Annotated in this window: 15 protein-coding genes and 1 other annotated feature; all 15 genes read right to left on the bottom strand. The window is 43.1% G+C overall.

The genetic code is table 11. From position 1 onward, the window contains the following. Positions 1–39: 39 nt before the first annotated feature. On the bottom strand, positions 40–1,035 hold the full coding sequence (locus FC51_RS06505; protein WP_057910287.1) for a D-2-hydroxyacid dehydrogenase: 996 nt from the start codon (positions 1,033–1,035) through the stop codon (positions 40–42). Between the two features lie 105 nt (positions 1,036–1,140). Beyond that, complete coding sequence (locus FC51_RS06500; RefSeq protein WP_057910288.1) at positions 1,141–2,607, bottom strand: UDP-glucose--hexose-1-phosphate uridylyltransferase; 1,467 nt, start codon at positions 2,605–2,607, stop codon at positions 1,141–1,143. Between the two features lie 2 nt (positions 2,608–2,609). Continuing rightward, positions 2,610–3,614: a UDP-glucose 4-epimerase GalE gene (galE, locus tag FC51_RS06495; protein ID WP_057910289.1), complete on the bottom strand. Its 1,005-nt coding sequence runs from the start codon at positions 3,612–3,614 to the stop codon at positions 2,610–2,612. 27 nt (positions 3,615–3,641) lie between these two features. Next, complete coding sequence (locus FC51_RS06490; RefSeq protein WP_057910290.1) at positions 3,642–4,817, bottom strand: galactokinase; 1,176 nt, start codon at positions 4,815–4,817, stop codon at positions 3,642–3,644. Positions 4,818–5,252: 435 nt separating this feature from the next. Beyond that, complete coding sequence (mprF, locus tag FC51_RS06485; protein ID WP_057910291.1) at positions 5,253–7,844, bottom strand: bifunctional lysylphosphatidylglycerol flippase/synthetase MprF; 2,592 nt, start codon at positions 7,842–7,844, stop codon at positions 5,253–5,255. Positions 7,845–8,032: 188 nt separating this feature from the next. Further along, positions 8,033–8,398 (bottom strand): 50S ribosomal protein L7/L12, encoded by a 366-nt coding sequence (rplL, locus tag FC51_RS06480; RefSeq protein WP_057910292.1) that lies wholly within the window; start codon positions 8,396–8,398, stop codon positions 8,033–8,035. A 40-nt stretch (positions 8,399–8,438) separates the two neighbouring features. After that, positions 8,439–8,951, bottom strand: a complete 513-nt coding sequence (gene rplJ / locus FC51_RS06475; protein WP_057910293.1) for a 50S ribosomal protein L10 — start codon at positions 8,949–8,951, stop codon at positions 8,439–8,441. Between the two features lie 27 nt (positions 8,952–8,978). Further along, positions 8,979–9,094 (bottom strand) — a sequence feature (ribosomal protein L10 leader region). 61 nt (positions 9,095–9,155) lie between these two features. Then, positions 9,156–9,863, bottom strand: coding sequence for a 50S ribosomal protein L1 (gene rplA, locus FC51_RS06470; RefSeq protein WP_057910294.1), 708 nt, complete (start codon positions 9,861–9,863; stop codon positions 9,156–9,158). 100 nt (positions 9,864–9,963) lie between these two features. Continuing rightward, entirely contained in the window at positions 9,964–10,389 is a 426-nt protein-coding gene (gene rplK, locus FC51_RS06465) for a 50S ribosomal protein L11 (RefSeq protein ID WP_013728260.1), read from the bottom strand. A 120-nt stretch (positions 10,390–10,509) separates the two neighbouring features. Then, on the bottom strand, positions 10,510–11,361 hold the full coding sequence (locus FC51_RS06460) for an alpha/beta fold hydrolase (protein ID WP_057910295.1): 852 nt from the start codon (positions 11,359–11,361) through the stop codon (positions 10,510–10,512). Positions 11,362–11,380: 19 nt separating this feature from the next. After that, a complete protein-coding gene (gene nusG / locus FC51_RS06455) occupies positions 11,381–11,929 on the bottom strand; it encodes a transcription termination/antitermination protein NusG (RefSeq protein ID WP_057910296.1) in 549 nt (182 codons plus the stop codon). 107 nt (positions 11,930–12,036) lie between these two features. Next, a complete protein-coding gene (gene secE, locus FC51_RS06450) occupies positions 12,037–12,213 on the bottom strand; it encodes a preprotein translocase subunit SecE (RefSeq protein WP_057910297.1) in 177 nt (58 codons plus the stop codon). Positions 12,214–12,237: 24 nt separating this feature from the next. Further along, positions 12,238–12,387, bottom strand: a complete 150-nt coding sequence (gene rpmG, locus FC51_RS12105; protein WP_008858258.1) for a 50S ribosomal protein L33 — start codon at positions 12,385–12,387, stop codon at positions 12,238–12,240. Positions 12,388–12,438: 51 nt separating this feature from the next. Next, positions 12,439–12,996, bottom strand: a complete 558-nt coding sequence (locus FC51_RS06445; RefSeq protein ID WP_057910298.1) for a sigma-70 family RNA polymerase sigma factor — start codon at positions 12,994–12,996, stop codon at positions 12,439–12,441. Positions 12,997–13,148: 152 nt separating this feature from the next. Further along, positions 13,149–13,679, bottom strand: coding sequence for an NYN domain-containing protein (locus FC51_RS06440; RefSeq protein WP_057910299.1), 531 nt, complete (start codon positions 13,677–13,679; stop codon positions 13,149–13,151). Positions 13,680–13,683: the final 4 nt, after the last annotated feature.

Here is a 13,683-nt window from a genome sequence, read left to right as displayed (position 1 = left end):
GATTTGTTGGCAGCCTTTTTAGTTGTATTTTGCAATAGTTTAATCAACCAGGTCTTTTGGCTTGTCACCATTGTTTAACGAGACTAAATTGCTCAACGAAATATCAATCATATTTCGAACTGCTTCACTGGTGTGGAAGGCAGAATGTGGCGTAATCAAAACATTAGGCATCATAGAGAGTTTAATCACATCCGGATCCGTTACCTGCTTGGTTGACCGTGAATCCTGCAGATCGGCCGATTCATTTTCAATGGTGTCAATTCCGGCACCGGCAATTTCACCACTTTGCAAAGCGAACAATAAATCGTCCGTCTTAACAATCGACCCCCGGGCGGTATTAATTAAGAGCGCCGTATCTTTCATCTTCTCAAAGACTTCGTGATTGAACTGATGGTAATTATCCTCGGTGGCGGGCATGTGAATACTGATAATATCACTTTGGGTCAACAATTCTTCAATATCATTGACATATACAAATTGTCCGTTGGTTGTTTTTTGAGGATACTTGTCATAGGCAATTACGTTTGACCCCAGGCCTTTGAACAATTTGATCGCTTCTTGGCCAATTCGGCCGGTTCCAATAATACCCACGGTTTGTTCGCTCATTAAACGGCCCATAAAATAAGGGGAGAAGTGAAATTGATGATTTTGATCGAGTTGCTTTTGCATATAGCCAACTTTTCTGGAAAGGTAAAGGGCCATCATAACCGCAAACTCGGCAATACTTTGAGGACTGTACGCTGGAACGTTGGTAATTTGAACGTCATTTTCCTTTGCGGCAGCCAAATCAATGTTATCGACACCGACATTTCGAAGTGACAGGTACTTAATCCCCATTGACTTCATCGACTCAAATAATTCTTGCGAATACGGAATCGTTTGAAGACATGAAATACCGTCAAATCCATTGGCCTCTTCAACCGTTTCCTGATTCAAAGTGGTTGTCGTGTAGGCGACTTCAACGCCATGGTCCTTTCCCCATTTTTGAACAAATGGAATTTCGTCATCCCTGACATTGTACACAATAAATTTCATAGTTGACCTCCGAGAAGTATTTTTTAACGAAATTGATTACGCTTCCATTCTACCAAAAAAGAGAAGCCGACAACAAATAATGTTGCGCCCCTCTTTAAATGAATCCTACTTCAATTGTTCAATGAATCGATCAAAGGCGGCCTGCCCTTTATCATCCCATTTATAAACACCGGCATCCTCAAGGACTCTGCCAAACACCTTACCGACTTCTTCGTCAATGACGGTTTCAACATTATTCTTTGTGAAGTGGTCCCGCTGCTTTAATTCGTCTGCCCATGGTTTGTGGTAGTCAGCAATTTGATTATCCTCACCGAGAACATACTTTTGAACTTCCTTCATTTCAGTCTTTAAACGAGCTGGCAAAATTGCGCGGCCCATCACCTCGATGAGACCAATATTTTCTTTTTTAATATGTTGGACATCTTGATGTGGATGGAAGATCCCATCAGGATATTTGTCAGACGTTTGATTATCCCGTAAGACGACATCCATTTCAAATTGATCCCCATTCATTCTGGCAATCGGTGTTACCGTGTGATGCCGGGTGCCATCCGTATATGCGCGAATGTCGACTGATTCATCTGAATAGTTCAACCACGTGTCAGCAATCTTTGTGGCGGCATTGATGACCTTGTTGGCATCCTTACTCAGCAACCGGATCGTTGCCATCGGCCACTTAACAATTCCGGCTTCCAGTCCGTCAACGCCTAGATCAACGGAACGATCAATTTTGGCCTTCATCATTGGGAATGTATGCCGCCCACCCTGATAATGATCCTGGGCAAGCAATGATCCGCCAACGATTGGCAAATCGGCATTACTGCCGACAAAGTAGTGCGGGAACTGTTTGATAATATCAATCAAATTCTCGAAGGTTCGTTGATCAATTGACATTGGGACATGTTTTTGATTCAAGAAGATTGCGTGTTCGCCAAAATAGGCATATGGCGAATATTGAAATCCCCAAGGCTCACCATTGATCATCATACGAATTACCCGGTGATTACTTCGTGCAGGATAGCCTAATCGGCCTAAATAGCCCTCATTTTCGATGGCTAATGGCCCAACCGGATAACTTGTCGACTTTGCTCTTCCGGCGGCTGCAATCGCCTTAGGATCCTTTTCAGGCTTAGAGAGATTAATCGTAATTTCCAGATTACCATAATCGGTCTTTGTCTCATAAGAAATATTTTTAGCGATTGCCCGTGTCTTGATATAATCATTTTCCTGACTCATGCGGTAAAAGTAGTCAGTTGCTTTATCAGGAGATTGTTGATATAGATTCCAAAACAGATGATTCAACGTCGATGGAATTGGCGTGATTAAATCCATCAGTTGGTCTTCCAAAATTTCACGGTTGGTAATTGAATCTTCAATTTTACCGTGCGCAATGGCCAGATCAACCAATTCATTGGCCAAGTCAACGGCGACTGTTTGCGTGGTTGGCTCACCAAACCCATCACCAATGAGTCGGAAAATCAGGTTGGTTACATAAATCCGGTCAACATCTGAATATGGTGAATCAGATTGAATAATTAAATCGACAAATTTTTCAACTGCTGATTGGCTCATGATTACTGGTTTCCTTTCCGATCGTCATAACCCTTTGGATGGGTCTGCTTCCAGTTCCATGCGGTCTTAATGATTTCGTGGACATCGTCAAACTGTGGTTTCCAGCCAAGGATCTTGCGTGCCTTATCGCTGGCCGCAATCAACGTACTTGGATCACCGGCACGCCGTGGGCCCATTTTTGCCGGAATCGGCTTACCAGTGACATCCCGCGCAGCATCAAGCATTTGCTTATTGGAAAATCCGGTTGATGAGCCCAAGTTAAAGGCATCACTGTCATTTCCAGCTTGAAGATATTTCAATGCCAAAATGTGCGCATCGGCTAAATCAACAACGTGAACATAGTCCCGCACATTGGTGCCATCCGGGGTGTCGTAATCGTCACCGAAAATGGTTAATTCATCACGTTCACCGGCAGCAACCTGCAAAATGATTGGAACCAAGTGGGTTTCTGGATGATGGTCTTCACCAATTGAACCATCCGATTTGGCACCGGCAACGTTGAAGTAACGCAGGGCAACGAATTTGATTCCGTAGGCCACGTCACTCCAGTGCATAATCTTTTCCATCGCCAATTTACTTTCACCGTATGGATTGGTTGGGACCTGAGGATCGGTTTCCTTAATTGGAATTTGTTTTGGTTCGCCGTAAGTTGCGGCAGTTGATGAGAAGACAATCTTCTTAACATCGTGATCATGCATGACTTCAAGAAGACTGATCATCCCACCGGTATTGTTGTCAAAGTACTTTAATGGCTTTTCCATTGATTCTGGAACAACGGAGAATGCAGCGAAGTGAATGACACCCTCAATGTTTTCTTTGTCAAAGACATCGTTCATAAACTGCTTGTCACGAACGTCTCCTTCGTAAAAACGGGCCTGACTGTTAACGGCGGCTCTGTGCCCGGTTACCAAATTGTCGACAACGGCAACGTCATATCCATTTTCAATTAAACGATCAACAGTATGTGAACCAATGTACCCTGCTCCACCTAGTACTAAAATTGCCATTTAAATATCCTCCTTCTAATCAATCCGTTACTTAATCTCTTTAGGGCCATCAGAAATTTCTGCGATGTAGAATTCTGCTGGATGGCCGATCTCTTTCTCATAAACCTTGCCAACATTTTCAGTAAATGCGTCTACCTTGTCGCGGTCAACAATCGCAATTGCACAACCACCAAATCCGGCACCGGTCATTCGGGCACCGATCACACCCGGTTGCTTCCATGCAGTTTCTGCCAAAGTATCCAATTCCTTACCAGTTACTTCAAAATCATAGTGTAATGAAACGTGGGAAGCGTTAATTAATTTTCCAAAGGTCTTCAGGTCGTTATTAACCAAGGCGTCTTTGGCTTGCAAAGTTCGCTGATTTTCAAAGACCGCATGACGCGCACGGCGAATCAAGACGTCATCATTAATCAAATAACTATTTTCGTCGAATTCACTCTCGGATAAGTCGCCAAGTGACTTGATTGGCAAATCAGCTTGAAGACGTTTCAAAGCCTCCTCGCATTGGGCCCGACGTTCGTTGTATTTGGAATCTTGGAGTTCACGATGTTTCTTAGTATTCATGATCACAATCACCCGATCCCCTAATTTAACGGGCACGTAATCATATTCAAGGGTGTTGGTATCAAGTAAAACGGCTTGATCCTTCTTACCCATCCCAATCGCAAACTGATCCATAATCCCTGAGTTCACACCAATGTATTTATTTTCAACCAATTGGCCATATTTAACCAGGTCAAGTTCACTGATGCCAAGGGAGAAGACGTCGTTGACAATTTCTCCGGTTAATAATTCGATGGCAGCTGATGATGACAAGCCGGCGGCATCTGGCAGATTACCGTAAACTGCCAAGTCAAAACCATGGCCAATTTGATAACCATGTTCAATAATTTGAACCATCATTCCCTTCGGATAGTTAGTCCAGCCGTGAGCTTTGTTGTAGGCCAAATCATCCAATGAAAATTCAACGATCCCTGCATCGGGTACGTTGCCAGAGAACATGCGAATCGTGTTATCCTGGCGTTCACCGTAAGCGGCGTAAATTCCCATACTGATGGCACATGGAAAAACGTGACCACCGTTGAAATCGGTATATTCACCAATTAAATTAATCCGTCCTGGTGAGAAAAATACACGACTTGAGTCATAACCAAACTTGTCATTAAATTCTTTTTGTACATCTTCCGAAATCATAAATTTCATCCCTCTACATTTATTTTAGTAAACTTTACTTACTCAAAATTTAACGCATTTTGAGAGCGTTGTCAACCGTGTCTTCACAAATTTCCATCGCTCCACTCATGATTATATCCCTTGCGGGGCGTGATGTGAATATCTAGTTTTAACTTTTCGTGAATTTTAGTTGCTTGACATGTAAGCGCTTCAAGGAATTCCCATAGCGACGGGGTTCGCTGAGGTAAACTTCAGTAAACTTTTTTCATCATCAAATTCACTTCATATTTCTCACTGGAATGATCGAACTCGTGCTTGGGCCGTGTCAAATGATTAACCTAAAGTCTGTGCACGCAAAAAGCCCGGCTAAAAATTGACATGAATCAATTTCTAACCGGGCTAAATCGTCATCCGGGGCTGATTGGCTCATTCACGATGCAAATAAACGCGCCGCGATTTCAATGATTATTCAGTCTCGTCAATATCCACAAAATATCGCAGGGTTCTCGATAGCTTATCAGGCTTTTTATTACGCGGTTGATTAACGACCAAGAGAATTTGTAGAACAGCGAATACAAGGGCACTGTGACGATAATAAGCAATATATTTTGATTCCCAGTTGTCAACGTACTTATCTTTGTAGGATCGCAGCCCTTCAAAACTATACAGGCGATACCCATACTGATAAATCAAATGGACGATCCGTTCCTGGGTAAAACTGAATCGCGACGTCCCAACATTTGAAAAAGGAGACATTCCCAGATCGAAATATCGATACCCCTTTTCATGAGCGTCTTGATACAGGTTAATCAAAATCCCATCCATAATTCCGGACGGGGCCTCTGAGGATGAGCGCATCAAATCAATCGAGGTGGTCGTCTTGTTACCATCAGGCATCACATTGGCAAAAGCGACAATTTTGCCTGCTTTATCCCTCATGACGGCAATTGGTGCTTGCTCGAGGTAATAGCGGTCAAAGAATCCAAGAGAAAACCCCTTTTCAGCCTTATGGTCCAGCCACTCATCCGAAATTTGCTTTAAAGTCGTCATCAAGCTGTCAGTGAATGGTGGCTGAAGAATTTCAAACTGATAACCTTCGCGATCAAACTTATGCATCAAGGCACGCTCACCACGATGGCGTTTGCCGCTCAAGGTAAAGCTGTCCAAATCAACGAGTCCATCCTCACCTGTTTTGATGAAATCAAACCCGCTCTCATGCAGGCTCATGGTCAATTCCTGATTAATTTCATAGAAGACAAGCTTGAGGTCTGACTGATCCGCCTTGGCAACAAAGTCATCGATCGCAGCCGGGAATTTTTCGGGGTCTCCAATCGGTTCTCCCATAATTAATAATTTGTCGGAAATTCGGCGATACATGAAGAAGACAACATCTTGGCCATCTTCTTGATAAAAGTAAATCCGTTTATCCCGTAGGAAAGCTAGGTGGCTATTTTCGTTGCCGCCAAATTTTTCGATCACCGCCTTGACCCGATCGGCATCAAAACGCTTCAGGAGCCATGCCGGCTGTCCGGCTGTCAGGTATGCATTGATGCCAACAAGAACCAGCAGTGCGACTAACAGCCCGATAAAACCGGTTAACCAAGCGGCAGCTGAAGGAAACAGATAAGCCTTATCAAAGTGAAGCGGTGTTTTTTTATTGGCAGCAATCCCAATCAAGGCGTATATGACGAAGGTCACAACAAAAATAGACCCATTGAAGAGCATTATACCCCACGAGTTTGCCATCCGGTCTCGGTATAGAACGCTTCGAGACAGCCATAAAGTAACCAGAATCAATACGAGTAACAGCACCATCCGCCAAGTGAAAGCCTCGTTGAACCAGGTATTGAGAATTGACAGAATTAAGACCAGCATGGTTGGTCCAAACGCTCTCCGTGTCCGCGCCCAAATCCCACTCGCCAGTCCAATCAACAGAAAGGCGACAACAATATTCATCATATGGCTCACAAAAAAGATCGAGTACGGAACTAATTTAATATATAGCCGGTTGACGATGACCACATTCGGCACAGTGGCAAACAGTAACATCATCAGTCCGGAAAAATACATAAATCCAGTCAGAAAAATTTGGGCGGCACGTTTGACCAAGTGCCGTGGAATATCATCCAAATACGTGTTAAATTTACTACCGGTATCGTGAACAAATAAGATCGTGCCAACAATAAATGGCAGCAGGTAATAGAAAAGCCGATAAAGAAGGATCCAGACCAAAGCATCGCTGCGGGCAACCCCAATGAAGCCGAGTCCAATAATGACAAATATATCAAAAGACCCCAGACCGCCAGGAATCATGGAAACAACCCCCGCCACGTTTGCGACCACAAAGATTGGAATCACCAGGCTAAAATCAATTGGCAGCTTCATCAAGTAACCAATCAAAATGAAGAACCCAAGCGCACTTCCCCACTCCATAAATGATCCGCCGGTCATAATTAGTTCCTGCTTGGTGGTCAAATCACTGAAAAACTGCGAATTATTGAGCTTGGTAAAGATCAACACACCTGGAAAATAAATCGCCCCACCAACAAGCCAAATCCAGTATTGGGCAAGGGGCGTCCCAATTCCAAAGCCAAAAATCATGATCAACGAAACAAAACAAAGTAATGATAGTCCTGAAATCAAGAACAGGGCAACTTTCGAAATTGCATATAAAATCTGCTTGCGGGAGGCATTTTTACCATAAAAATTGGCTCGTAAACTAGCCCCAAGAAGGCCACCAAATCCGAGCAGATTGGTAAACGTATTCACGATCCAGCCACTACGCACTATGTATCCAGGTGAAAATTTGCCGGGTAAAAATTGAATAATTGAATAATCATAGACCAGCATCGGCAAAATTGAAATAAAGCCGACAATCAGCATGATCAACAGTGAGCTCTGACTTTGACTCGCTAGCACAGTCTTGAATTGTTCCCCATTCACTTCCCGAATAATTTTTGCCAATTGACGCACAACGAAAATTAAAACCGAGAAGACAAAAATTAATTTAATTAGGGTCATCCGTTTATCAATAAAATCCTTAAGCTTATTAAACATTATTTGCCTCCGTTATTTCATTTTGAATAATTAACTCTGCTTCCATTATGCCAATAAATAATCGATGACACAATCAATGTGCGCACTGAATTGAATTTGACTCCCAGCCCGCCAGCAGATTAAAAAAAGAGGTCGAATACAAACTTTCGTTTGCACCGGCCTCTTCTTGTATGTGAGTCGTAAAACGACTACTTAAGGGTAACAACGCCACCAACGGCTTCAAGTTGTTCCTTGATCTTGTTGGCTTCGTCTTCTGAAACGCCTTCCTTGATAACTGAAGGAACCTTGTCAACAAGTCCTTTAGCATCTTTCAAACCAAGACCAGTGATGTCACGGATAGCCTTGATGGCTTTAACCTTTTGGTCACCGGATTCAGTTAATTCAACGTCGTATGAATCTTTAGCAGCACCGTCGCCGCCAGCAGCACCAGCAGCTGCAACTGGAGCAGCAGCTGAAACACCGAATTCGTCTTCAATTGACTTAACTAAGTCGTTAAGGTCAGAAATTGAAGCATCTTTTAATTGGTCAATAATATTATCTTTATCAAAAGCCATTATATTTTCCTCCATTTTAATTGGAATTATTTAGTTCTGATTAGGCAGCGTCGCCATCGTCAGATTGTTTCTTATCAGCAATAGCTTTAACACCGTACGCAAAGTTACGGACAGGTGCTTGAAGAATGTTAGCAAGAGTTGATAACAATTCTTCACGGCTAGGCAATGCAGCGTAGGCAGTAATTTCATCAAGACTGGCAACTTGGCCATCGATAACGCCGCCTTTAATCTTAATTTGGTCGTTAGTCTTTGTAAAGTTGTGGATAATCTTAGGTCCTGCAATAGGATCCTCTGATGAAAATACAACAGCAGTAGGGCCGGCAAAAGTTGGCTTTAATTCTTCAAAACCAGCTTTGGTAGCGGCACGGTCCATCACTTTGTTCTTGATAACCTCCATCTTAACGCCCTCATCACGTAATTGCTTACGTAAGTCGGTCACTTCAGCAACCGTCAAACCACGATAGTTGACGATGACAACAGATGAAGCATTCTTCAATTCCTCAGTAACAGCTTCAACCTTTTGTGCTTTTACAGCAACAGCTTTTTCACTCACGAAATTCACCTCCCAAAATAATTGTTGGGATTTAATAAAAAATCCCTATGCCCACCCAGACATAGGAAAAAAGTAAACACTTTCCTCGGCAGGATATTAAGGCATAAAGCCACCTGAGTCTTAGGCGAATATATCAGCAACTAACAGTCTATCACAAATTGTGATGGGCCGTCAATTAGGGATTTTTTATTTAATCTGATCTAACTAAGCTTCAACAGATGCAAATGAGTCAAGATCAACTTTGACACCAGGGCCAAAGGTTGTTGAAATTGAAACATTGTTAACGTAAACGCCACGAACAGAAGCTGGACGTGCCTTTACAATAACATCTTCGATTGTCTTCAAGTTACCAAGCAACTTGTCGTTATCAAATGAAGCCTTACCAACTGGAACAGCAACGTTACCGTCACGGTCAGTCCGATAAGTAACCTTACCAGCCTTTGATTCTTGAACAGCTTTGGTAACATCCATTGTAACGGTTCCAGTCTTAGGGTTTGGCATTAAGCCTTTAGGTCCAAGAACTCGACCTAAACGACCTACTTGAGCCATCATATCAGGTGTTGCAATTGCAACATCGAAGTCAAGCCAACCGTCTTGAATCTTTTCAACCAAATCAGTGTCACCGACAAAGTCAGCGCCAGCATCTTTAGCTGCTTTAGCATTGTCACCCTTTGCAAATACGATAACTGTTTGTTCCTTACCAGTTCCATTAGGTAAGACAACAGCACCACGTAATTGTTGGTCAGCCTGCTTAGTATCAACGTTTAATTTAAATACAATTTCGACTGTTGAGTCGAACTTTGCAAAATCAATATCCTTAATTAACTTAACAGCGTCTTGGATTGGGTATGCTTTTCCAGCTTCAACCTTTTCGACAGCTGCCTTGTAATTTTTACCTCTTTTACGAGCCATGTGTGTTTTCCTCCTTGCTTTGTGGTTATAACGGATAAACCTCCCACGCGACGTGAAACAGTGCATCACCGTTAAAAGTCCCGACTATAGAATGGTCAAACTATCCTTCGACAGTAAAGCCCATGCTACGTGCAGTACCTTCAACCATGCGCATTGCTGCTTCAACATCAGCTGCGTTTAGGTCTTTCATTTTAGTTTCGGCAATTTCTTTAACTTGGTCTTTGGTAACAGTTGCGACCTTGTTAGTGTTTGGTTCGCCGGAACCCTTTTGAACACCAGCAGCTTTCTTGAGTAACACAGCAGCAGGTGGAGTCTTGGTAATGAAGTCGAATGAACGATCTTCATACACAGTAATGACAACAGGAATAATCATCCCTGCCTGATCGGCAGTACGTGCATTAAATTCCTTTGTGAATCCCATGATGTTGATACCTGCTTGACCTAATGCAGGTCCAACTGGAGGGGCAGGTGTTGCTTTGCCCGCTGGAATTTGCAATTTAACAATATTCGCTACTTTTTTAGCCACGAGACATAACCTCCTTAAGTCCGTGTGTGGTAAATGGAGATGAAAATTTCTCCTCCCACGTGGGTATGCTTAAACATACCATACTAATATAACATAAACATCTTCAATCAACAACCTAATTTATAGATTCCAAATAAATTTTGCGATGCCCTCATCAACTTCCGAATTTTCATGGAGTAGTCTGTGGGTGGCCCGCTTGCCATGGATCACGAGTTCTCGATACTGTTCAACGGGCGCGCGAAGCAGATACCGCAAAGAAAAAGCACTGTTAAGCGACACCTGCCCGTCATCTTGCTGAAGATTGCTGATCCGACCGGCAATATTAAGAACTTGAATGCCTTTGGGAATCGCAAAAACCCGTTTGGAAAGGGCGCGATAAATGGGCATCTTCTTTACCGGTCCCTTTGCGTTAAGTGGATAGGCGTCAATGTCACTGGTTCTTCGGGCAATTTCAGAATCATTAAACGGCCCGGCAATTGCAACGACGCGCTTCACGGTTACCATACTGGTCGCAGACTGATGGGTTAAAAACCAGAATATAGTAATGCAGCCCATCGAATGTCCCACCAAATTAACCTGATTGACCCCATATCGGTCATGAAGCGCCCGACAAATATCAGCTAGCCAGGTGGCCTGCTGTTCAGGTCTTGATAGTTTGTTGGCAAACAATACCTGAATCATTGGCCGTGATTGACTGATGGTTCCACGAATCCGAATCCTGCCGTGCAGGTCAACTCTAACCACCATCGACTTGTTTGCCTGATACCGAAGCGACAACCGATTCAGCAGACGACCAAATGAAAATCTGTTGCCAAAATATCCAGGGAGAAAGATCGTTGGAATTTGATCAGCAGGTTCTAAAGCGCCGACCGTCTGCCGAGTTTTGGGTTTTCCCAGCGCGACAAACTTAAAAGACGCGGGAATCATTACCAAGAGCACTAAAACAATCATTCCAATCGTTATTCCAACCATAACGACCACCTACTTTGAATTAAAGGGCAGTATCCACCTGATTAAAGTCCAGATCAGTGCTGGTTTCACGACCAAACATTTCAATGTTTACCTTCAGACGCTGCTTTTCGTTGTCAACTTCAGTTACTTTGCCATCGAGGCCGGTAAACGCCCCATCAACAATCTTAACCGTATCGCCAATGTTGACATCAAGATCCTCATGGCGTGAACTCATTCCGATTCGTTTAAGGACCAAATCCACTTCGTCAGGAAGCAGCGGTGTTGGCTTACTACCTTGGCCATGGGACCCGACAAATCCGGTAACGCCAGGAGTGTTTCGGACGATATACCAGGCCTGGTCAGTCATGATCATTTCCACTAACACATAACCCGGGAACGTCTTGTCCATCTTAACTTTGTCCTTGCCGTTCTTAACTTCATGTTCTTCTTGTTCGGGGACGACCACACGGTAAATGTAGTCCTGCATTCCCATTGATTCCTTTCGACTATCCAAGTTCATTTTGACTTTATTTTCATAACCTGAATAAGTGTGCAACACGTACCATTGCTTTTCTGCTGACTCGACCATTATTTTTGCTCCTTCATCAATTCATCCTAAAATTAATTCAAATAAAAAAACCTGACACTTTTCGCAGGTTTTAACAACTTAACTATATCAAAGTTTTGCCAAAATGGCTATGCAAGAAATTGAAGTGCCCACTGAACAATCCAATCAACCAAGCCTAAAAAGATCGCCATGATAATTGAAGTACCGATAACTGTACTGGTATCAGTACGTGTCTGTGATGCGTTTGGCCAAGTGACCAACTTCATTTCCTGGCCGACTTTCTTGAAAAAATTAAATAATCTCAAAATTTTATCCCCTAACGTTTATGATTAACGAGTTTCTTTGTGCAAAGTATACTTGCCGCAATACTTGCAAAACTTATTGAGCTCCAAGCGTTTGGTTCGGTTGGGATTTGCGGGGATCGTATAGTTCCGGGATCCACAAACCGAACAAGCCAGAGCGACTTTTCTTTGTGCCATATCGGCACCTCCTTACAAGCATAGTAATTTTAGCATTCAAATTGTTTAGAGTCAATTTATCTCGTCATCAAACTTCCGCCGACAGCGTTCAAAAGCGTTAATGATCGCCCGACGAATCTCTGCATCAAGCTTGGAAAATTCTTGATCATTCATCATGAGATGAAAGGCCCGCTTTTCAAGTGGCGAACATTTGCTGTAGAGCTTTCGCAACTCTTCGTCGATGATTGCAGCAGTTTCCGGACTACTCGCAGTATAATCGGCAACCGTTGCTTCATACAGCCGTTCATTGGCCTCAATGGACGTCAACGGTTCACTTGGGAGCCGCTTTTGGGCATTATTGGAACGAATCAAGTCAAATAACCGATTTCTCAAGTTAAGGCTGTAAAAGCTGCCGAAGCTGACCTTACGCGCCGGCTTAAACCAACACGCCGATCGATACAGAACAATGCCTGCTTCCTGGTCCAAATCTTCGAAGTCATAACCCTCGATGTAGTATTGTTGGCGAAATTTCCTGACAATTGGATAATACTTCTTGAATAATTTGGCAAATGCCTCATCGTCGCGATTCGCAACCGCACGAATCAATTGTTCTTCTTGACTAGGTAACATTTCTGTTCTCCCCTTTTACTGTTTTTGATAATCAATTAATAATTATGAAAAACATTAAACGAGAACGGGTACCTCGACAAGACGAACCGTCGTTCAGCCACCTTAATTCATACCTATACCAATTTTAAAATATCAAAATACTGATATTTTTATTAATCGTCATGCATCATCTTATCACGGAGTTTTTCCAATTCGAGCAGTTGCTTCGCATCCCACGGGGTGTGTCGAAACACTTGTGATTGATCCGTCATCTTTCTGGCTTCAATGTCGACTTCTTGTTTGGCCCGCTTGACGTCCCGTAGCAATTCCCGTGCAGGAATTCTCAGGGCCCCCGCCGCAAAAATTGTCCACTGTTCAGCTTGATCACTGGTTGCCACGATTACCTGGGTAAAGCGATTCTGCCGTTTATGAGCCAAGGCTTCGATATAGCTGTCAGCAGTCTGGTCCTTACTGGTCCACACAATTTCCATGTCAAATTGACGAAAGCTCTTTGAGTTTCCTGGGACATACATCGCATCAAAGACGACAATCATGTTAATGTCCCGGTATTTTTTGTACTCGGAGAGCTCTTTTAACAACTCATCGCGCGCGTCTTCCAAACGATTGTCCTGCTTCAGCTTATTTAAGTGCGGCCAATTGCCAATCATATTATAGGCATCGACGATTAACAAGTCTTCTTTCATGATT

Source organism: Lentilactobacillus parabuchneri DSM 5707 = NBRC 107865, from assembly GCF_001435315.1.
In the GTDB taxonomy this organism is placed as follows: domain Bacteria; phylum Bacillota; class Bacilli; order Lactobacillales; family Lactobacillaceae; genus Lentilactobacillus; species Lentilactobacillus parabuchneri.
The sequence above is the reverse complement of the archived record's forward strand: the minus strand, read 5'-3'. Positions and strand labels throughout refer to the sequence as shown.

Excerpts from the sequence above, each read along its gene's own strand:
- FC51_RS06500 (WP_057910288.1), bottom strand. The coding sequence starts at position 2,607 with ATGAGCCAATCAGCAGTTGAAAAATTTGTCGATTTAATTATTCAATCT.
- FC51_RS06490 (WP_057910290.1), bottom strand. The coding sequence starts at position 4,817 with ATGAAATTTATGATTTCGGAAGATGTACAAAAAGAATTTAATGACAAG.
- rpmG (WP_008858258.1), bottom strand. The coding sequence starts at position 12,387 with ATGGCACAAAGAAAAGTCGCTCTGGCTTGTTCGGTTTGTGGATCCCGG.
- mprF (WP_057910291.1), bottom strand. The coding sequence starts at position 7,844 with ATGTTTAATAAGCTTAAGGATTTTATTGATAAACGGATGACCCTAATT.
- FC51_RS06460 (WP_057910295.1), bottom strand. The coding sequence starts at position 11,361 with ATGGTTGGAATAACGATTGGAATGATTGTTTTAGTGCTCTTGGTAATG.
- FC51_RS06505 (WP_057910287.1), bottom strand. The coding sequence starts at position 1,035 with ATGAAATTTATTGTGTACAATGTCAGGGATGACGAAATTCCATTTGTT.
- galE (WP_057910289.1), bottom strand. The coding sequence starts at position 3,614 with ATGGCAATTTTAGTACTAGGTGGAGCAGGGTACATTGGTTCACATACT.
- rplA (WP_057910294.1), bottom strand. The coding sequence starts at position 9,863 with ATGGCTCGTAAAAGAGGTAAAAATTACAAGGCAGCTGTCGAAAAGGTT.
- nusG (WP_057910296.1), bottom strand. The coding sequence starts at position 11,929 with ATGGTCGAGTCAGCAGAAAAGCAATGGTACGTGTTGCACACTTATTCA.
- FC51_RS06440 (WP_057910299.1), bottom strand. The coding sequence starts at position 13,679 with ATGAAAGAAGACTTGTTAATCGTCGATGCCTATAATATGATTGGCAAT.
- rplL (WP_057910292.1), bottom strand. The coding sequence starts at position 8,398 with ATGGCTTTTGATAAAGATAATATTATTGACCAATTAAAAGATGCTTCA.
- FC51_RS06445 (WP_057910298.1), bottom strand. The coding sequence starts at position 12,996 with ATGTTACCTAGTCAAGAAGAACAATTGATTCGTGCGGTTGCGAATCGC.